Source organism: Bradyrhizobium sp. CCBAU 25360 (assembly GCF_028128695.1).
GTDB classification, from domain to species: Bacteria; Pseudomonadota; Alphaproteobacteria; order Rhizobiales; family Xanthobacteraceae; genus Bradyrhizobium; species Bradyrhizobium ottawaense.
Genome location: NZ_LBJA01000042.1, coordinates 228,644 through 249,075 on the forward strand (window position 1 = coordinate 228,644; position 20,432 = coordinate 249,075).

A 20,432-nucleotide genomic window follows, 5' to 3' on the forward strand; every position below is an offset into this window, starting at 1 on the left:
GGCGGTGAGGTCCCCCCAGCTTCACCGCCCGCCTTTTTCTCGATGCCAGAGTCTCCCACTCGGCTTGCATGCGATTGCCGCTCGCGCCATGTTTAGAGAAGGTTGACCTCCTTGACCGCCGCCGAACGCACGATGCGCCTCCTCATCATTGAAGACGACCGCGAATCCGCCGACTACCTCGTGAAGGCGTTTCGCGAGGTCGGACACATTGCCGACCACGCCGCCGACGGCGAGGAAGGCCTCGCCATGGCCGAGAACGGCGATTACGACGTGCTGGTGGTCGACCGCATGCTGCCCAAGCGCGACGGCCTGTCGCTGATCGGTGCGCTGCGCGACCAGGACAACACCACGCCGGTGCTGATTTTGTCCGCGCTCGGACAGGTCGACGACCGCATCAAGGGCCTGCGCGCCGGCGGCGACGACTATCTGCCAAAGCCCTATTCCTTCGCCGAGCTGCTGGCCCGGGTCGAGGTGCTGTCGCGCCGCCGCGGGGGACCTGCCGAGGACACGCTCTACCGCGTCGGCGATCTCGAGCTCGACCGGCTCTCCCACCGCGTCGCCCGCGGCAAGGACGAGCTGACGCTGCAGCCGCGCGAATTCCGCCTGCTCGAATATCTGATGAAGCATGCCGGCCAGGTGGTGACGCGCACCATGCTGCTCGAGAACGTCTGGGACTATCATTTCGATCCGCAGACCAACGTGATCGACGTGCACATTTCGCGGCTGCGCTCCAAGATCGACAAGGGCTTCGAGCGGCCGCTGCTGCACACGATCCGCGGCGCCGGGTACATGATCCGTGACGGCATTCGGTAAACTCGTCCGCACCACGGCGTTCCGGCTGACGCTGGTCTATCTGCTGCTGTTCGCGATGTTCGCGGCCTCGCTGCTGGCCTATTTCGCCTGGAATACGCGGCGGTTGATCACCGAGGAGATCACGCAGACGGTCAATGCCGAGACCTCGGAGATCTCCGAGATCTACGGCCGCCGGGGGCTGCGCGGCCTCGTGCTCGCGATCGAGTATCGGGCGCTGCGCCCGGGCGCCAACCTCTATCTCGTGACCACGCCGACCGGGCAGGCGATCGCCGGCAATGTCGGCTCGCTGGCACCCGGTGTGATGGCGACCCGCGGCTGGTCGGAGACGGCCTACCGGCGCATCGAGGACGCCGATGATCGCGACCATCGTGCGCTCGTGCGCGTCACCGAACTCGAGAACGGCTTCCGGCTTCTGATCGGCCGCGACCTCGCCGAGCGGCGTCGCCTGTTCGGCATCGTCGCCAAGGCGGCGCAATGGTCGATCCTGATCGTCGTCGTGCTCGGTCTCGGCGGCGGCATCTTCGTCGCGCGCCGCGTGCTCCGGCGCATCGACGCGATGACCGGGACCGCGCAGCGCATCATGACCGGGGACCTCAGCGGGCGTCTTCCAGTGGGGCGTAGCGGCGACGAGCTCGACCGCCTCGCGGAAAACCTCAATGCCATGCTGGAGCGGATCGAGGCGCTGATGGCTGGCTTGAAGGAGGTCTCCGACAACATCGCCCACGACCTCAAGACGCCGCTGACGCGCTTGCGCAACCGCGCCGAGGAGGCGCTGGCGAAATCGGGCTGCGAAGCCGATTACCGCGCGGCGCTGGAGCGGACCATCGAGGAATCAGACGGTCTGATCCGCACCTTCAACGCGCTGCTGATGATCGCGCGCGCGGAGTCCGGGCAGGCGCGCGGCAACATGGATGATTTCGATGCGGCCGATGTCGCAAACGGCATCCACGAGCTCTACGAGCCACTGGCCGAGGACGACGGCATGACCTTGAAGGTCAGGTGCGAGCCGACACCGGTTCACGCCAATCGCGAGTTGATCAGCCAGGCGCTCGCCAATCTTGTCGAGAATGCGATCAAATACGGCAAGCCGGTCGCACAGACCGGTGGAACCGTGGTCAGCATGGATGCGAGGCCGATCACGATCGAGGCCAAACGCGACGGCGACAAGGTGCTGCTCAGCGTCACCGATCGCGGTCCCGGCATCCCCGAAGCCGACCGCGCGCATGCTGTCGAACGATTCGTTCGCCTAGAAGCGAGCCGCACGCTGCCGGGCTCGGGCCTTGGTCTCAGCCTCGCCTCTGCTGTTGCGACATTGCACGGGGGTGAGTTGAAATTGGGCGATGCCCAGCCCGGTCTCGTCGCCACGCTGGTGCTGCCCGCGCGCGCCGGGGCCGGCGACAGGGTTGCTCCGCCAATACCGGATGTGCCACAGAAGGTGGCATGAACCACTCCGCGCCGGGAAACGCGGACAAGCATGGTGAGAGGCTGGCCGCGCGCTTCGCGGAGGCTCCCCATATTGCCGCTTCCACAACCGACGAACGACGTCTTGAAAGCTGGCTGTCCGAGCTCGAGCCGGCCCAATCGGCGCGTCTCGAAACGCTGTTGGCGCATCCCTTTGCGCAGGATATCCTGGCAGGTATCGCGGAATTCTCGCCCTATCTGTTCGATCTGGTGCGCGCCGATGCCTTGCGCCTGATCCGGCTGCTGGAGTGCAATCCGGATGCGCATTTGACGGCCCTGATCGCGGAGGCGAGGGGCGCGGTGCTCGCGGCCCCTGACGAGGCCGAGGTGATGCGGCTGCTTCGCCGCATGAAGGCCGAGGCCGCGCTCCTGACCGCCTTGTGCGACATTGGCGGGGTCTGGCCGGTGATGCGGGTGACGGCGGCGCTGACCGATGTCGCGGTGTCCTCGGTGCAGGCGGCGCTCCAGTACCTGCTGCGGCAGGAAGCCGCACGTGGCAAGCTCACGCCGCCCAATCCCGAGGCGCCCGAGGAAGGCTGCGGGCTGATCGTGCTCGCCATGGGCAAGATGGGCGCGGGCGAGCTGAACTATTCCAGCGACATCGATCTCATCGTGTTCTTCGATCCTGATGCCACGACGCTCGCGCCCGATATCGAGCCGCAGCCGTTCTTCGTCCGGGTCACGCAGGGGATGGCGCGCATCCTGCAGCAGCGCACCTATGACGGCTATGTGTTCCGCGTCGATCTGCGCCTGCGTCCCGATCCATCCTCGACGCAGGTCGCGATCTCCAGGGACGCCGCGCTGAACTATTATGAGCGGGAAGGGCGCACCTGGGAGCGCGCCGCGATGATCAAGGCGCGCGCCTGCGCCGGCGATGCCAAAGCGGGTGAAGCATTGCTGGCCGAGATCGCGCCTTTCGTCTGGCGCAAGCATCTCGACTTCGCCGCGCTCGCCGACGTCCACGACATGAAGCGGCAGATGCAGACCTATCGCGGCCAGAGCGAGGTCGCGGTGGAAGGGCATAATGTCAAGGTCGGTCGCGGCGGCATCCGCGAGATCGAGTTCTTCGCGCAGACCCAGCAATTGATCGCCGGCGGCCGCCATCCGGAATTGCGGGTGCGGCCGACGCTCAGGGCGCTCGACATTCTCGCGTCCAGGAACTGGATCACCCCTGCTGCGCGCGACGAGTTGACCATTGCGTATGAATTCCTGCGCCGGGTCGAGCATCGCCTCCAGATGATCGCCGACGAGCAGACCCACGCGCTGCCCGAAGACAAGGACGCGGTCGAGCGTTTTGCGCGCTTCTTCGGCTATACGGATCGCGAGGCCTTCGCGGGCGAGCTGCTGCGGCAGCTCAAGATCGTGCAGGGGCACTACGAAAAGCTGTTCGAAGGCGACGATCCGACCGGCACGGCCAGGCTGCCCGCGCTCGACTACAGCGCAGGCCCCGACGATCCGCGCCTGCTCCAGCATCTGGCGACGCTCGGGTTCAAGAAGCCGGCCGCCGTCGCGCAGACGGTGCGCGACTGGATCACCGGCGACTACCGCGTGTTCCGCAATGAGGCGACGCGCAGCGCCTTCGTCGAGTTCGTGCCGGCCCTGATCGACGGCCTCGCCCATGCCGAGGAGCCGGATCGCGCCGTCGTGGCGTTCGATCAATTCCTTGGGGCGCTCCAGCGCGGTGGCCGGCTGATCACGCTGCTCGGCCAGAACCGCGAGCTCGTCGCGCTGGTGGCGCTGGTGCTCGGCGCTGCGCCGCGGCTCGGCGAGATGCTGGCGCGGCAGCCGCAGCTCATGGATGGCCTGATCGATCCGCGCTTCTTCGGCGCCATGCCGGACAGGCAGGAATTGTCGGGACGGTTAGCTGCGACCGTGCTTGATGCTGGCTCATACGAAGAGTTCCTCGATCGCCTGCGCCTGTTCGGGCAGGAGAGCCTGTTCCTGATCGGCACGCGCATCCTCTCCGGCACCGTGTCGGCGCAGCAGGCCAGCACGGCCTTTGCCGATGTCGCCGAAGGCATCGTCCACACCGTGCACGGCCTCGTTGCCGACCGCTTCGCGGCCCAGCACGGCCGGATCAAGGGACAGGAGACCGCGATCATCGCGATGGGCCGGCTCGGCAGCCGCGAGATGACGGCCTCGTCCGATCTCGACCTGATCCTGCTCTACGATTTCGACAGCGACAATCCGGACTCGGACGGACCGAAATCGCTGCAGGGCGCGCACTACTTCGCGCGCTTCACGCAGCGGCTGATCAGCGCGTTCACGACGCGCACCAATTACGGCGTGCTCTACGAGATCGACATGCGGCTGCGTCCTTCAGGCCGCGCCGGTCCCGTCGCCTCGAGCCTGGTCTCATTCGCGGATTACCAGGCCAACGAGGCCTGGACCTGGGAGCACATGGCGCTGACGCGGGCGCGCGTGGTGTCGGCTTCGCCCGAATTCCGGGAACGGATCGAGCGGGTCATTCGCGACGTCCTGACCCGTCGCCGCGATTCCGCCATCACCGCCAACGACGTCGCCGACATGCGGCGCGCCATCGCCCAGGAGAAGGGCGAGGCCGATTGCTGGGACCTCAAACATGCCGCCGGCGGCATGGTCGACATCGACTTCATCGCGCAATATCTGCAGCTCGTGCACGCTCACGACAAGCCGGAGATCCTCGACGTCAGCACGATGCAGGTGCTGGACAATGCATGCAGGCTCGGCGTCCTTCCGCAATCGGAGACCGAGATCTTGCGCGCCGCGGTGCGGCTCTATCACGACCTGACGCAGATCCTGCGGCTTTGCGTCAGCGACCGCTTCAAGCCTGAAACCGCCGGCACCGATCTGCAGCGTGTGATGGCGCGCGCCGGCGACGCGCCGGATTTCTCGTCGCTGGAGGCGCGTGTGAAGGAGACCCAGAGCGAGGTGCGGCGCGTGTTCAGGGCGCTGCTGGAAGGGACGTCGCCTTCAACGAGCTGAGCGCCTGGCGGACGTCAGGCTCCAGGCCCGCGCCGCCGGCGTCGAGATGGGCGAAGATCGCGCGCTTCATCCGAGGATCCCAGAACTTCTTGATGTGCTCGGCAATCCCCGGCACGGCCTTGCCGTGGCCCTGGCTCTCGAAGAACTTGCCGATCTGGTTGGCCATGTAGATCAGGCGGTCAGGCGACATCGGCAACCTCCGTGGCATGGCGAGCGGCGACCCGGTCACCATGCGAAAACACTTCGAACCCGTCCTGGCGGGCGATGGCGATCAGCGTGATGCCTGCAGCCTCCGCAGTGCGTACTGCGAGTGCGGTGGGCGCGGACACCGCGACCATCACCGGCGCGCCGATCGCGGCGGCCTTCTGCACCATCTCGACCGAGACGCGGCTCGTCAGCAGCACCATGCCGCCGCGCGTATCCGTCCGGCTGCGCGCCAGCGCGCCCGCGAGCTTGTCCAGCGCATTGTGGCGGCCGACATCCTCGCGCAGCGCGACGATGTGGCCGGTAGTAGACCAGAACGCGGCGGCGTGAACGGCGCGGGTCTGCAGATTGATCGATTGCAGCGGCGCGACGGCCTGCATCGCCGCCATGATCTGCTCGGGCGTGAAGCTCTGCCCCTGCGGCACGACCGCCGCCGGGCGCACGGCTTCAGCGATGGACTCGATACCGCAGATGCCGCAGCCGGTGGGCCCCGCGACGTGGCGACGGCGCTCGCTGATGAGTGCCGCATCTTCCGACGTTAGCCACATCCTGAGCTCGATGCCGTCGTCGAGGCGAACGACGTCGAGCGATTTGATGTCATCGACCGACTTGATGATGCCTTCGCTCAGGCTGAAGCCGACGGCAAAATCTTCCAGGTTCTGCGGCGTCCCCATCATGACGGCATAGGTGCCGCCATTATAGGTCAGCGCCAGGGGCGTCTCCTCCGGAATGAACCGCGTTCCTTCGGACGCGACGCCGTTGCGCCAGATTCCGCGATCAATCGCCTGGACAGCTACATGCATGCGGTTACTCCGCTGCCTCGGCTGGCGCAATGCGGCGGGACTGCCGCGCCTGCGCGTCATAGGCCTTCTGCCAGTCGGACGGGCCGTTCGAGGGCGAGACCTCGACCGCCGTGACCTTGTATTCGGGGCAGTTGGTGGCCCAGTCGGAATAGTCGGTCGTGATGACGTTGGCCTGCGTGTCCGGGTGATGGAAGGTGGTGTAGACGACGCCGGGCGCGACGCGGTCGGTGATCTCCGCACGCAGCGTGGTCTCGCCGGCACGGCTCTTCAGCCGCACCCAGTCGCCGTCGCGCACGCCGCGCTGTTCGGCATCGTGCGGATGGATCTCGAGACGATCCTCGGCGTGCCAGACCACGTTCTCGGTCCGCCGCGTCTGCGCGCCGACATTGTACTGGCTGAGGATGCGGCCCGTGGTGAGCAGCAGCGGATAGCGCGGGCCGGTACGCTCGTCGGTGGCCACATATTCGGTGACGACGAACTTGCCCTTGCCGCGGACGAAGCCGTCGATATGCATCACCGGCGTACCCTCCGGCGCCTTCTCGTTGCAAGGCCACTGCACCGAACCAAGCTCGTCGAGCTTGGCGTAGGAGACGCCAGCGAAGGTCGGCGTCAGCGCCGCGATCTCGTCCATGATCTCGGATGGGTGGCTGTAGTTCATCTCGAAGCCCATCGCCCTGGCAAGGCCGATGGTGACCTCCCAGTCGGCCATGCCGTTCTTCGGCGTCATCACCTTGCGCACGCGCTGGATGCGGCGCTCGGCGTTGGTGAAGGTGCCGTCCTTCTCGAGGAAGCTCGAGCCGGGCAGGAAGACGTGGGCGTAGTTCGCGGTCTCGTTGAGGAAGAGGTCGTGGACGATGACGCATTCCATCGCGGACAGTGCAGCCACAACGTGCTTGGTGTTGGGATCGGACTGGAGGATGTCCTCGCCCTGCACGTAGATCCCCATGAACGTGCCTTCGACCGCGGCATCGAACATGTTGGGAATGCGCAGGCCCGGCTCGGGGTTGAGCTTGACGTTCCACAGCGCCTCGAACTGGTCGCGCACCGCGTCACCGGAGATGTGGCGGTAGCCGGGCAGCTCGTGCGGGAACGAGCCCATGTCGCAGGAGCCCTGCACGTTGTTCTGGCCGCGCAGCGGGTTCACGCCGACGCCGGGACGGCCGATATTGCCAGTGACCATCGCAAGATTCGCGATCGCGATCACGGTGGTCGAGCCCTGGCTGTGCTCGGTGACGCCGAGGCCGTAATAGATCGCTCCGTTGCCGCCGGTGGCGTAGGTGCGCGCGGCTTCGCGCAGATCCTTCGGGTTGACGCCGGTAAGGATCGCGGTGGCTTCCGGGCTGTTCTTGGGCTGCGCGACGAACGCCGCCCACTCCTCGAACTCGCTCCAGTCGCAACGTTCGCGCACGAAGGCTTCGTTGACGAGGCCTTCGGTGACGATGACATGCGCCAGCGCGGTCATGACCGCGACGTTGGTGCCCGGCATCAGGGGCAGGTGCAGCGCCTTCACATGCGGCGATTCCACCATCTCGGTGCGGCGCGGATCGATCACGATCAGCTTGGCACCCTGGCGCAACCGCTTCTTCAGGCGGGACGCGAACACGGGATGAGCGGAGGCCGGATTGGCACCGATCACGAGGACGACGTCGGTGTCCTCGACCGAGTCGAAATCCTGCGTGCCGGCGGAGGTGCCGAAGGTGGTGGCGAGGCCGTAGCCGGTCGGCGAGTGGCAGACGCGGGCGCAGGTGTCGACATTGTTGTTGCCGAAGCCGGCGCGGATCAGCTTCTGCACCAGATAGGTCTCTTCGTTGGTGCAGCGGGACGAGGTGATCCCGCCGATGGCATCGCGGCCGTATGTCTTCTGGATGCCGCGCATCTTGGCGGCCGCGAACGAGAACGCCTCGTCCCAGGATACTTCGCGCCAGGGATCCTCGATCCGTTCGCGGATCATCGGATTGAGGATGCGTTCGCCGTGGTTGGTGTAGCCCCAGGCGAAGCGGCCCTTGACGCAGGAATGGCCGCGATTGGCCTTGCCGTCCTTGTAGGGCACCATGCGCACGACTTCCTCGCCGCGCATCTCGGCCTTGAAGGTGCAGCCGACGCCGCAATAGGCGCAGGTGGTGACGACGGAGTGCTCGGGCTGGCCGATCTCGATCACCGACTTTTCGGTCAGCGTTGCAGTCGGGCAGGCCTGCACGCAGGCGCCGCAGGAGACGCATTCGGAGCCTAGGAAGCTCTCGCTCATGCCCGGCGAGACGCGGCTGTCGAAGCCGCGGCCGGAGATGGTCAGTGCGAAGGTGCCTTGCACCTCCTCGCAGGCGCGGACGCAGCGCGAGCAGACGATGCACTTGGAGGGATCGTAGGTGAAATAGGGGTTGGACTCGTCCTTCGGCATCCAATTGTCGTTGGAGCAGCCGCCCGATTTGGCGAAGACGTGGTTCTCGCCGTCATAGCCGTAGCGCACGTCGCGCAGGCCCACGGCGCCCGCCATATCCTGCAACTCGCAGTCGCCGTTGGCGCCGCAGGTGAGGCAGTCGAGCGGATGGTCGGAGATGTAGAGCTCCATCACACCCTTGCGCAGCTTCTTCAGCCGCTCGCTCTGGGTGTGCACGACGAGGCCGGGCATCACTGGCGTGGTGCAGGAGGCCGGCGTTCCGGCGCGGCCCTCGATCTCGACGAGACAGAGACGGCAGGAGCCGAACGCGTCGACCATGTCGGTGGCACAGAGCTTTGGGATCTGGTGGCCCGCGTCCATCGCGGCCCGCATGATCGAGGTGCCCTCGGGCACCGTGACCTCATTGCCGTCGATGGTCAGCGTCACCATCGTTTCCGATTTGGAAGCCGGCGTGCCGAAGTCGATTTCTTCGATCAGAGACATTGTCGTTCTCCTATTCCGCGGCTTCAAGCGTGGTCGGTGCGGGTGCGAAATCTTCCCGGAAGTGCTTCAATGCGCTGAGCACGGGGTAGGGCGTGAAGCCGCCGAGCGCGCAGAGCGAGCCGAATTTCATGGTGTTGCAGAGGTCTTCGACCAGCGCGAGGTTTTCGTTGACGCGCTCGCCGTTGATGATCTTCTCGATGGTCTCGACGCCGCGGGTCGAGCCGATCCGGCACGGCGTGCACTTGCCGCAGGATTCGACGGCGCAGAACTCCATCGCGAAGCGCGCTTGCCTGCGCATGTCGACGCTGTCGTCGAACACGACGATGCCGCCATGGCCGATCAGGCCATCGCGCGCGGCGAAGGCCTCGTAGTCGAATGGCGTGTCGAACAGGGCACGAGGGAAATAGGCGCCGAGCGGACCGCCGACCTGCACGGCGCGGACCGGCCGGCCCGTGAACGTGCCGCCGCCGATGTCGTCGACGAGCTCGCCGAGCGTCACGCCGAAGGCGGTCTCGAACAGCCCGCCCTGGCGGATGTTGCCGGCAAGCTGGATCGGCATCGTGCCGCGCGAACGGCCCATGCCGTAATCCGCGTAGGCCTTGGCGCCTTCGGCGAGGATGAAGGGGACGGCCGCGAACGACAACACGTTGTTGATGACGGTCGGCTTGCCGAACAGGCCGTGATGCGCCGGCAGCGGAGGTTTTGCACGCACGATGCCGCGGCGGCCTTCGAGGCTCTCCAGCAGCGAAGTTTCCTCGCCGCAGACATAGGCGCCAGCGCCGACCCGCACTTCGAGGTCGAAGCTGTGGATGGATCCGCCGATCTTGTCGCCGAGATAACCGCCTCGCTTGGCAGTCCGGATCGCAGCGTTCATCGCTTCCACCGCATGCGGATATTCGCTGCGGATGTAGATGTAGCCCTTTGTCGCGCCGACGGTGATGCCGGCGATGGTCATGCCCTCGATCACCAGGAAGGGATCACCTTCCATGATCATGCGGTCGGCGAAGGTGCCGCTGTCGCCCTCGTCGGCGTTGCAGACGATGAACTTGCGGTCGGCCTTGGCCTGCGTGACCGTCTTCCATTTGATGCCGGTCGGAAAGCCGGCCCCGCCGCGGCCGCGCAAGCCCGACGCCGTGACTTCGTTGAGGATCGCATCCGTGCCGAGCGACAGTGCCCGCTCCAGCCCCTTGTAGCCACCATGGGCGCGGTAGTCGTCGAGCGAGCGCGGATCGATCACGCCGCAGCGGGCGAAGGTGAGGCGGGTCTGACGCTTCAGCCAGGGGAGCTCTTCGGTCGCACCCAGCCGCAACAGATGCGGCGTGTTGCTCGCGAGCGCGTCGAGCAGGGACGGCACATCGGCTTCAGTGACCGGGCCGAACGCGATGCGGCCTTGCGGCGTCGCTACCTCGACCAGCGGCTCCAGCCAGTACATACCGCGCGAGCCGGTCCTGACGATCTCGATCGCCACGCCGCGCCTGGCTGCAGCCTGCTCCAGCGCCAGAGCAACTTCGTCGGCACCGACGGCAATCGCGCCGGCGTCGCGTGAGACGAACAGACGCAAGCTCATCGCTGTGCCTCCACAATCAACGCATCGAGGCGCTTCTGATCGAGCCTGCCGATGAGGCGGCCGTCGAGCATGGCGGACGGTGCGGTCGCACACAGGCCGAGGCAGTAGATCGGCTCCAGCGTGACGCGATCGTCGGCCGTGGTATTGCCGAGTGACACGCCGAGCTTTGCTTCTGCGCGCGCCGCCAATGCATCGCCGCCCGCGGCCTGGCAGGCTTCCGCGCGGCAGAGCTTCAGCACGTGGCGGCCGGCCGGCTTGTGGCGGAAATCATGATAGAACGTGAATACGCCGTGGACCTCGGCGCGCGACAGGTTGAGCGCTTGCGCCACCATGGGAATGGCCGCCTCCGGCACGTAGCCGAACGCCTCTTGCAGCGCGTGCAGGATGACCAGCGTCGCGCCCTCCCGGTTGGCGTGTTCGGCGATGATCTCGGCGCCGCGCGTCTCGTTCCAAGGCTCAAAAACCGCTGTCATTCTTCGTTCTCAACCTGAGCGTTTCCTCGGTGCAAACTAGTTGGAATCATTCGCAGATCAATAAAGCTGTCCCGTGCTGCGATTGCGAATTCGGATCGATTTGCAACCGCAATCGACCGATGCGAATTGGTAATGAAAGTTGTATCGGCTGCCGGTTTTTGCGTGTTGCTGCAGGCCCGGCGTGCTAGCTTGCATGCCACGATGGAATCCGAGGGGACGACCGGTTGATCGACAAGCTTGAACTATTGCTGGCGCTGGCGAAGGAGCGGCATTTCGGACGCGCGGCGGAGGTCTGCGGCGTGACGCAACCGACTATGTCGACGGGGCTCAAGCAGCTCGAGGAGATCCTCGGCGTGATGCTGGTGCAGCGCGGGTCCCGTTTCCAGGGGTTCACTCCCGAAGGTGAGCGGGCGCTGGACTGGGCGCGGCGGATCGTCGGCGATGCCCGCGCGATGCGCGACGAGATCAACGGGTTGAAGCATCAGCTCTCCGGCGAGATCCGCATCGCCGCGATCCCGACCGTGCTCGGCATGGTCGCAGCGCTGACGACGCCGTTTCGCGCCCGGCATCCCGAGGTGCGCTTCCGTATCCAGTCCACCACCTCGTCCGAGGTGCTGGGGCTGCTCGAAAATCTCGAGGTCGATGCGGGGCTGACCTATATCGAGAACGAGCCAATCGGCAAGGTGCGCACCATTCCGCTCTACAATGAGAGCTACCGTCTTCTGACTGCGCCGGACGGCATGTTCGGTGACCGCGAGACGGTGACATGGACCGAGGTCGGGCAGGTTCCGCTGTGCCTGCTGACGCCGGACATGCAGAACCGCCGCATCATCGATCGCGCCTTACGTTCCGTCGGCGCGGAGGCGACGCCGACGCTGACCTCGAATTCGCTGCTGGTGCTGTTCACGCATGTGAAGACGGGACGCTGGGCGAGCGTGATGCCGGCCAAGCTTGCCGAGACGCTCGGTCTGTCCGACACGGTGCGCTCGATCCCGATCACCGATCCCGATGTCAATTACAGCATCGGCATGGTGATCCCGCAACGCGATCCGATGACGCCGCTGATCGCGGCGCTGGTCAATGTCGCGAGGGAAGTCGCGCCGTCGCTGCAGCTGTAGGGATCACGCTGCCGCCGATATCCCGGACGCCGCCTTGATCGCGTCGCGTGGCAAGGTCACGCGCACGACGGTGCCGACCTCGAGCTTGGAGCGCAGCCGCATCGAGCCGCCATGGAGCTGCGCCAGCGAGCGGGCGATCGCGAGGCCGAGGCCCGAGCCGTGATAGGTCTTGGTGAGCTGGCTCTCCACCTGCTCGAACGGGCGGCCGAGCCGCGCCAGCGAATGCGGCGCGATACCGATGCCGGTGTCGGCGATCATCAGCACGATCCGGTCGTCGAGCTGCCGGCTGCGCACCACGATGCGTCCGCCGTCCGGCGTGAACTTCACCGCGTTGGAGAGCAGGTTGACGATGATCTGCTTGGTGGCGCGGCGGTCGGCAACGACGGAGATGGATTTTGCGATGTCGGCGTCGAGCGTCAGGTGCTTGTCCTGGGCCCGGCCGGTGACGACCCGCAAGGATTCCGCCAGCGTCTGCGCCAGGTCGAGCTCTTCCATGTCGAGCTTCATGCGGCCTGCCTCGATCTTGGACATGTCGAGGATGTCGTTGATGACCTCGAGCAGATAGTGGCCGCTGGTCAGGATGTCCTGGCAATATTCCTGGTACTTCTCGCTGCCGAGCTCGCCGAACATGCCGGAGCCCATGATCTCGGAGAAGCCGATGATGGCATTCAGCGGCGTGCGCAGCTCATGGCTCATATTGGCGAGGAATTTCGACTTGGTCTGGTTGGCTTCCTCGGCGCGGGTCTTCTCGCGCTGGTACTTCTCGGCGAGGTCGGCAAGCTCGACCGCCTGGCGCTCCAGCGCGGCCTGCGAGCGCTTCAGGTCGATGACGGTGGCGCGCAGGCGCAGATCGTTGTCGACCAGCTTCTGCTCGTGCTCCTTGATGCGGGTGATGTCGGTGCCGACCGAGACGTAGCCGCCGTCCTTGGTGCGGCGCTCGCTGATGTGCAGCCAGCTGCCGTCGTCGAGCTGCGCCTCGAAGGTGCGCGCGCCGGGGCCTTGGGCGGCGGTCTCGTTGTGGCGGGTGCGCACCTCCGGCATGCGGCCGACTTCGAGCACGGTCTCGTAGGAGGTGCCGGGGATCACGGCGGTGTCGGGCAGCTTGTGCAGGCGCTGGAAGTGCGAGTTGCAGAGCACGAGGCGGTCGCTCGCGTCCCACAGCACGAAGGCCTCCGGAATTGTCTCGATCGCGTCGCGCAGGCGGAGGTCGGCTTCCACCGTCCTCTCGGCGAGGCTCTTCTGCTCGGTGATGTCGACGGCGATCCCGATCAGGTGCACGCTGGAATCGGTCGCCCCGCGCGTCTTCTCGCAGCGGACGCGGAGCCAGATCCAGTGGCCGTCGACATGCTGCATGCGGAAGGTCTGGTCGATGTGGTCGATCTTCTCGGAGATGAGCTGGTCGGCGATCGCGAACAGGTCGATGTCGTCGGATTTCACCAGCGCGTTGACCTCGCCGAAGGTGAGGAGCTCGTTGCGGCCGTCGAGGCCCAGCATCGAGAACATCGATTGCGACCAGAATATCCGGCCGCGCGACAGGTCCCAGTCCCACAGCCCGCAACGGCCGCGGTTGAGGGCGGTGTCGATCCGGCCGCGCACGGCGTCGTTGATGAGGTCGCCTTCGCGGGCGCGGGTGGACTGCCAGTGGAAGGCGAAGCCCAGGATCAGGACGACGAATCCGGTCGTCGCCGACAGCGTCACCGAGAGCGCGGCGTCCGAGCCCCAGATCGGCTCGTTGCGCTCCTGGATCACGGTGATGAAGCCGGGCAGCGACTTGATCTGCCGCGAGGTCGCCATCGCGGCGTTGCCGCTCGGCAGCGTCATGTCGGAGACGTTGCCGTCGCGCGTCGGCGCCGCGAGCAATTGTGCGGTCGTGATGGCATCGAGCAGGCGGTCGTTGCCGGAAGGGTCACTGTCGACCGGGACGCGGGCGAGGAGACGGCGATCGACGCCGGCCGAGGTGACGATGACGTGGCGGCCCGAGGCCGTGCCCCAGGACGGGATCATATCCGGCAACAGCGCCGGCAGGCTCTCGATGTTCTTGAGCCGCTCCTGTCGCGCCGAGGTGAGGCGGTCGATGCGTTCGGCGAGCAGGTCGGCCAGCGCCGAGATGTCGTGCCGGATCACCAGCCGCTTCTGACGCGTCTGATCGACGACCTGCACGAACGCGCCGAGGCAGATCGTGATCAGGAACGCGATGATGAGCGTCGGCACGGCGCGACGAAGCGCCGGCTCTGCAATCAAGAGCCGATGATAGGCAGGTTTCGCGATCGATTGCGCCAATCCCTTGATCGAATCGGATTGGACGCACGCGTTCGCGGCGTCTGCACGCGACATGCCTTTGGCCCCCTAAAAACCTGCTTGCAACTGAAGTTCGGAGGCAGCCCCACATCGCTTCCGAATCACAGCGATTTGAATCCAGTTTTCGCGGGGTGTCGAGAGTCAATGAATCGTTAACGCGTAATTATTCTTATCCAATGCTCAGTTTGCGTAGCGCGCGTCCGCAAACGCACGGGCGCGAGGAGTCCGAAACGAGAACGTGCGACTCCTCGCGCGCTCCCAGTCACGCACGCGGCGGTTCGGCGTGGCTGATCACGCGCTTCACGCTCGGGAACGCGCGCCGCAGCGCGCGCTCGATGGCGTCGACGTGCTCGTGCACCTTGATCACGCTCATCGACGGCGCGGCGCGGCAGTGGAAATTGACGATCTCGCCGGCGTCGGTGTTGCGGACGCGCACATTATGGATGTCATGGATCTCGCTGCCGGCGGCGTATTCAGTCAGCGCGGCGGCGATGGCCTGGACGCGTTCCGGCGCGGCATCGACCCCGAACGGCAGTTCCGGCTCCAGCGGCTCGATATGGACGTCGACCTCGACGTCGGCGCCGAACTCCTCCTGGATGTTGCGCTCCAGCGTGTTGGCGACGTCATGGGCTGCCTCTAACTGCATGGCGGCGTCGACCTCGAGGTCGATGCTGACGATCAGCTTGCCGCCGAGATCGTGCACCGTGACGTGGTGGACGGCGAGGCCCGAATTGTGCGCGATCACCATGATGCGGTCGCGCACGGTCTCGTTGTCGCGGGCGACGGGGACGGCGGTGAAGGTGAGGTCGGCATCGCCGAATGCCTTGTCCACGGCGGCCTGCGCGCTGCGCTTGATCTCCTCGACGCGGTCGATCGGATAGGTCCGCGGCACCTTGGCGATGGTGTCGATGAACGTGGTCGCGCCGACCATGCGCACGCGCAGCCGCTCGACGTCGATCACGCCCGGGACGCTGCGGATCGCGGCCGTGGCCTTCTCCTGCGCACCCTGCGGGGCGCGGTCGACCAGCGTCTGCACGGTCGAGCCGGCCATGCGCAGGCCGAGCAGGGCGATCATCACGGCAACCGCGGCGGCAGCGGCCGCGTCGCCCCACCAGAAGCCGAGGGCGGCGAGGATCAGGCCGATGATCACGGCGAACGAGCCCATCACGTCGGAGGCGAAATGCAGCGCGTCGGCGGCGAGCGCCTGGCTCCTGGTCTCGCGCGCGGCGCGGTGCAGGGCGCGGGCGCGCCAGAGATTGACGACGATGTCGATCACCAGCACGACGAACGGCACGGCCGAAATGGTCGGCGGCGGGGTTCCCTCGCGCAGCCGGCTGTAGGCCTCGACCAGGATGCCGCCGGCAAGCACGTAGAGCAGGGCGGTCACACCGAGCGCCGAGACGCTCTCCAGCTTGCCGTGGCCGTAATGGTGCTCCTCGTCGGCCGGCTTGTCGGACACCCGCACCACAGCCCAGGTGATGATGGTCGCGACCAGGTCGATCGAGGAGTGCAGGGCCTCGGAGATCAGCGCGAGCGAGCCGATCGCGATGCCGACCGCGAACTTGGCCGCCGCCATGCCGCCGCTGGCGAAGATGGAGATCGCGGCGACCGAGGTTTTGCTGTGCTGGGAGGTCATGGCGGGGGATTTAGCAGCCTAGCGCGGGACATCAAGTGATGATCCACAGGAGTAGTCGCTAGTGATTTGCAGGAGCAATCCGCGTCGTGCCTAGTCTCGTAGGGTGGGCAAAGGCGCAAAGCGCCGTGCCCACCATTCGTCAGTGATGGATACAGATCGTGGGCACGCTTCGCTTTGCCCACCCTACGGGACCGCGGTATCCCTCACACCGTCACCACGATCTTCCCCAGGTGCTTGTTCGCCTCCATGTGGTCGAACGCCTTGTCGATGTCGTCGAACGCGAACACCTTGTCGATCGGCAGCTGCAGTTTTCGCGATTCCACCGCGCCCCAGATGTCCTTCCTGACCTCCTCGAAGATCTCGCGGACCTCTTCGATGGTGCGGGTGCGGAAGGTGACGCCGACATAGTCGATGCGGCGCGCGGCATGCAGGTCGAAGTTGAAATCGGCATGGGTGCCGCCGAGCCGGCCGACATTGACGATGCGGCCCTTCACCTTGGTCGCGGCGAGGTTCTGGCTCGCCACCTTGCCCGAGACCTGGTCGACGATGAGGTCGACGCCTTCACCGTTCGTCGCCTTCAGGACCTCCTCGACCCATTTCGGATCGGAGCTGTCGACGGCGAGGTCGGCGCCGTACTCCTTCAGCCGGCCGCGGCGCGTGGCATCGGTCGAGGAGCCGATCACGAGCTTTGCGCCCTTGAGTTTTGCAATCTGCATCGCCATCAGGCCGACACCAGAGCTGGCGCCCTGGATCAGCACGCTCTGGCCCGCCTGCACGCCGCCGACGGTGACGACGGCGTTGTGCATGGTCGCGAGCGCGACGGGGAGGGTGGCGGCTTCCTCGAAGTTCATGTTCGAGGGCGCGCGGAACAGCCGGCCGTGATCGGCGAGGGTGTACTCGGCAAACGCAGCGCCGCCCGAGCCCATGATGCGGTCGCCGATCTTCACGCCCTGGGCATCCGGTCCGAGCTCGGCGACCTCGCCGGCCCATTCCATGCCGAGCACGGTGCCGGCGCCGCCGGCCGCGCCGTGGGCGTGCCCCTTGCGCATGCCGGTGTCGGCGCGGTTGAGCCCGCAGGCGCGGACGCGCACCAGCACCTGCGTGCCCTTCGGTTTTGGTTGAGCGACGTCGGAAATCCTAGCGCCCTCAGGGCCGTAGACGTAAGCCTTCATGGATTGCTCTCGCTTCTTGCGGTGATTATTCGGCGGCTTCGCGTTGCGGCTGAACGATCATGCCTTCGAGCCGGCTGCGGATGATCGCTTCCGCTTCGCGCACGATGCGGGAGATGAGTTCGGCGCAGGTCGGGATGTCCTGGATCAGGCCCTGCACCTGGCCGGCCGACCAGATGCCTTCGTCGGAGTTCCCGGTCGCATAGACCATCTTGCCGCGGGCACCCGCGACCAGCTCGCGGATGTCCTCGAACTTGGCGCCTTCCTTTTCCATCGCGACGACCTTGGTCGAGATCTCGTTCCTGGCGACGCGCGAGGTGTTGCGCATGGTGCGGAAGATCAGCTCGGTCTCGCGCTCGTCATTGGCGACGATCTTCTCCTTGATGAGCTGGTGGATCGGGCTCTCCCTGGTCGCCATGAAGCGCGTGCCCATGTTGATGCCGTCGGCGCCCAGCGCCAGCGCTGCGACGAGGCCCCGGGCATCGGCAAAGCCGCCCGAGGCGATCATCGGGATCTTGATCTTGTTGGCGGCGGCGGGGATCAGGATCAGGCCGGGCGTGTCGTCCTCGCCGGGATGGCCGGCGCATTCGAAGCCGTCGATCGAGATGGCGTCGACGCCCATGCGTTCGGCCGAGAGCGCGTGGCGGACGCTGGTGCATTTGTGCACGACCTTGACGCCGTGCTTCCTGAACTCATCGACATGCTCCTGGGGCTTGTTGCCGGCGGTCTCGACCACCTTGATGCCGCTCTCGATGATGGCCGCGCGGTATTCGGCATAAGGCGGCGGCTTGATCGCGGGCAGGATGGTGAGGTTGACGCCGAACGGCTTGTCGGTGAGGTCGCGGCAGCGCGCGATCTCCTTGGTCAGGTCCTCCGGCGTCGGCTGGGTCAGCGCCGTGATGAAGCCGAGCGCGCCGGCATTGGCAACGGCGGCGACCAGCTCGGCGCGGCCGACCCATTGCATGCCGCCCTGGACGATCGGGTGCTCGACGCCGACGAGTTTCGTGAACCGTGTCTGCAACATGCTGTGTTTCCCCCTGGATGGCCCGCAGGCTCTGTTGTCGGTGATGGCGGAAGGATGCCGCCGGGGGTGGTAAAAGTCTATCAGCGGGGCGTGCGGTGGGGGCGGGGCGAGCATGCAGGGAGAGGGAGGATTCCGTGGCGCGGATAATCCTGGGGCTCGTGTCCCGGATGTGCTGCAACGTCCTTCACGTTGCGGCGCAGAGCGGGACCCATGCTCAGCGAGGGCTCTGAAAGATGGGCCCCGGCTCTGCAGCGCACCGTCGAAGGGACGCTGCGCTGCGTCCGGGGCACGGATAACCTCGATCCGGTTCTTCAAACACTAGACACACCTTCGCCCTCTCGCGGCATCTCCGCCCGAGTTTTGCGTCGTCGCGTTGCCCTCATGAAAGACAAGGGCGCAGGGAAGGCCGGGCGCCGGCTGGCACCCGTAAGTCCGTGCGCTACGAAGATGCACACGGGGTGGACCACAGGTGAGCCGAACGCCCGGCCTTCCCTGCGCGATGGCTTACGGCGTACTTCGTGCTCTCCTCGGGGAGCGATGCACTATTGCCCCCGTCGCCTTGCGGGTGATTGATGCGCGCGCCGGTTGGCCGCCACATCACCGCAGGACTTGACGCACAGACCCCGGGCGTCAGGACCACACGACTTGACCGTCCGCGCACGTCTTCGCTGGGACTTCGAGTGCTGGCGTGTGCTCACGCCCGAAGCCATGCGAAGACGCTGTCGGCGCCGGGTCGTATGCGCGGAAAGCGCTTTGCTCACGGTTTCCCGCCCTGCAATGCTGCTCGCGCCCGACGCCGTCGCGTCCATCGCACCCCGGTCCGCGGTTCGTGACGATCGCGATCCGCCCCTTGTCTCGGGCCAGGGTGACTTGCTTGTACGGCAAATCAGAATTTCGGTAAAGTGGAATATTTGACGCGGCTGGGCTTGACAGGCGAGAGGGAGGATTTGGCGGGGTGTTTTACCCGACGGGCAGGGGCTGCGCTCGCAATGACGGCGTCGTGTGGTGCAGGCTGCCGGGCTACTCTGCCGACAGCCGCACCATCTGGCGGCCGCCGTTTATTTCCTTGAGGCGGTTGACGAAGTTTTCCGGGCGTTGCCAGCGATTGGGAACTTCCAGGCCCATGTACTCGGCGATGTCGCCGATGAAGCCGGTGCAGTTCATGGTCTCGGCGTTCCAGACCGGCGAGTTCGCCTGCTTCTTCTTGATGTAGGCGAACACGCGCTTGGCGTCGGCTTCGTTCAGGTAGACGCGATAGCTCGCGGTCAGATATTCCGGATCGAGATCGCCGTAGCTCGCACCGGTTTCCGACGGCACGAAGGTGACGTGGCCGAGCACGTAGGCGAGCGTGTCGCCGGCCGGCGTGAGCCCGGCGACCTCGACCGCCTTCTCGCTGGTCTTGCCGTACCAGACGAAGGCGTGGCCCCAGCTCGCGGCGGTTCGCGCACGGAAGTCGACGTAGTAGGGACCTTTCTCCGCGCGCGCGACGGAGCGCCGCGTCGACTGCGGCTGAGGCCGCGATGTGGAGTCGCTCGTGGCAAGCGCGTTGGCGTCGGCAACGCGCTTGTTCGCTTCGTGGGCGGAGGCCGAGGGCGTCGTACACGCGATCATGGCCGCGAGGGCGAACCCCGCAAGGATGCAGGGTCCCGATCGATCAGGTTTGTTCGTCACGCTGTGCCCCTCGACTGTCGGCCGCTTACGCCAGTTTTGCGCTTGGTCTGTTGCGCGTCAGTAGCGCGCAGCGACCGGGCCGGGCGCCTTGCCGATAGGGGCCTTTCCAACCGGGCTCTTGCCAATCGGCATCTTGCCGATCGGCGCCTGCTCCGCCGGATAGACAGGTACCGGCTGGCGGCGCGGCAGATCCGCAGCGTTCGCAGCCGTCACCAGAGCAAGCGTGGCACCCAGAGCAATTACAATCTTCTTCACAGCTGATCCCCTAGAAGGTTTGGTCCAAACACGGCAGTGCCGTGCCCCCCAGACACGCCTCAGAGATGGACGTCCGAATGCGACCAAGTTGCGGCACC

15 protein-coding genes are annotated in these 20,432 nt (G+C 66.2%); 4 read left to right on the forward strand and 11 right to left on the reverse strand.

Annotation, left to right across the window (positions count from 1 at the left end; translation table 11 throughout):
• The first annotated feature begins 132 nt into the window (after positions 1-132).
• Genes XH81_RS25225 through XH81_RS25235 form a run of 3 tightly spaced genes read left to right on the forward strand, consistent with a single transcriptional unit; the run spans position 133 to position 5,238 of the window.
• On the forward strand, positions 133-813 hold the full coding sequence (locus XH81_RS25225; protein ID WP_038947105.1) for a response regulator transcription factor: 681 nt from the start codon (positions 133-135) through the stop codon (positions 811-813).
• Positions 797-2,257 (forward strand): sensor histidine kinase, encoded by a 1,461-nt coding sequence (locus tag XH81_RS25230; protein WP_028143013.1) that lies wholly within the window; start codon positions 797-799, stop codon positions 2,255-2,257. Before XH81_RS25225 ends, XH81_RS25230 begins: the two co-directional genes overlap by 17 nt.
• A complete protein-coding gene (locus XH81_RS25235) occupies positions 2,254-5,238 on the forward strand; it encodes a bifunctional [glutamine synthetase] adenylyltransferase/[glutamine synthetase]-adenylyl-L-tyrosine phosphorylase (protein WP_028143014.1) in 2,985 nt (994 codons plus the stop codon). Before XH81_RS25230 ends, XH81_RS25235 begins: the two co-directional genes overlap by 4 nt.
• Here the strand turns inward: XH81_RS25235 and XH81_RS25240 are convergent.
• Genes XH81_RS25240 through XH81_RS25260 form a run of 5 tightly spaced genes read right to left on the reverse strand, consistent with a single transcriptional unit; the run spans position 5,198 to position 11,163 of the window.
• Entirely contained in the window at positions 5,198-5,428 is a 231-nt protein-coding gene (locus tag XH81_RS25240; protein ID WP_028143015.1) for a formate dehydrogenase subunit delta, read from the reverse strand. The genes XH81_RS25235 and XH81_RS25240 overlap by 41 nt on opposite strands.
• Entirely contained in the window at positions 5,418-6,245 is an 828-nt protein-coding gene (gene fdhD, locus XH81_RS25245) for a formate dehydrogenase accessory sulfurtransferase FdhD (protein ID WP_028143016.1), read from the reverse strand. The genes XH81_RS25240 and fdhD overlap by 11 nt, the downstream gene beginning before the upstream one ends.
• Before the next feature lie 4 nt (positions 6,246-6,249).
• Positions 6,250-9,123 (reverse strand): formate dehydrogenase subunit alpha, encoded by a 2,874-nt coding sequence (gene fdhF / locus XH81_RS25250; protein WP_028143017.1) that lies wholly within the window; start codon positions 9,121-9,123, stop codon positions 6,250-6,252.
• Between the two features lie 10 nt (positions 9,124-9,133).
• The gene (locus XH81_RS25255) at positions 9,134-10,690 is read right to left on the reverse strand and encodes a formate dehydrogenase beta subunit (protein WP_028143018.1); all 1,557 of its coding nucleotides are present in this window, start codon (positions 10,688-10,690) and stop codon (positions 9,134-9,136) included.
• The gene (locus XH81_RS25260; protein WP_028143019.1) at positions 10,687-11,163 is read right to left on the reverse strand and encodes a formate dehydrogenase subunit gamma; all 477 of its coding nucleotides are present in this window, start codon (positions 11,161-11,163) and stop codon (positions 10,687-10,689) included. Before XH81_RS25260 ends, XH81_RS25255 begins: the two co-directional genes overlap by 4 nt.
• Before the next feature lie 224 nt (positions 11,164-11,387).
• On the opposite strand from XH81_RS25260, the gene XH81_RS25265 reads away from it, so the two are divergent.
• Positions 11,388-12,281 (forward strand): LysR family transcriptional regulator, encoded by an 894-nt coding sequence (locus XH81_RS25265; protein WP_028143020.1) that lies wholly within the window; start codon positions 11,388-11,390, stop codon positions 12,279-12,281.
• A gap of 3 nt (positions 12,282-12,284) precedes the next feature.
• On the opposite strand, the gene XH81_RS25270 is transcribed toward XH81_RS25265, so the two are convergent.
• The 6 genes from XH81_RS25270 to XH81_RS25295 form a co-directional block, all read right to left on the reverse strand.
• The gene (locus XH81_RS25270; RefSeq protein WP_028143021.1) at positions 12,285-14,615 is read right to left on the reverse strand and encodes a PAS domain-containing sensor histidine kinase; all 2,331 of its coding nucleotides are present in this window, start codon (positions 14,613-14,615) and stop codon (positions 12,285-12,287) included.
• A gap of 226 nt (positions 14,616-14,841) precedes the next feature.
• Positions 14,842-16,215 carry a cation-efflux pump gene (locus tag XH81_RS25275; RefSeq protein ID WP_028143022.1) on the reverse strand — a complete coding sequence of 458 codons (1,374 nt, stop codon included), beginning with the start codon at positions 16,213-16,215 and terminating at the stop codon, positions 14,842-14,844.
• A 203-nt stretch (positions 16,216-16,418) separates the two neighbouring features.
• A complete protein-coding gene (locus XH81_RS25280) occupies positions 16,419-17,387 on the reverse strand; it encodes a quinone oxidoreductase family protein (protein WP_028143023.1) in 969 nt (322 codons plus the stop codon).
• 25 nt (positions 17,388-17,412) lie between these two features.
• Positions 17,413-18,408 carry an NAD(P)H-dependent flavin oxidoreductase gene (locus XH81_RS25285; RefSeq protein ID WP_028143024.1) on the reverse strand — a complete coding sequence of 332 codons (996 nt, stop codon included), beginning with the start codon at positions 18,406-18,408 and terminating at the stop codon, positions 17,413-17,415.
• Between the two features lie 1,020 nt (positions 18,409-19,428).
• Positions 19,429-20,079 carry a hypothetical protein gene (locus tag XH81_RS25290; RefSeq protein ID WP_038947110.1) on the reverse strand — a complete coding sequence of 217 codons (651 nt, stop codon included), beginning with the start codon at positions 20,077-20,079 and terminating at the stop codon, positions 19,429-19,431.
• A gap of 57 nt (positions 20,080-20,136) precedes the next feature.
• Positions 20,137-20,334 (reverse strand): hypothetical protein, encoded by a 198-nt coding sequence (locus XH81_RS25295; RefSeq protein WP_018315845.1) that lies wholly within the window; start codon positions 20,332-20,334, stop codon positions 20,137-20,139.
• Positions 20,335-20,432: the final 98 nt, after the last annotated feature.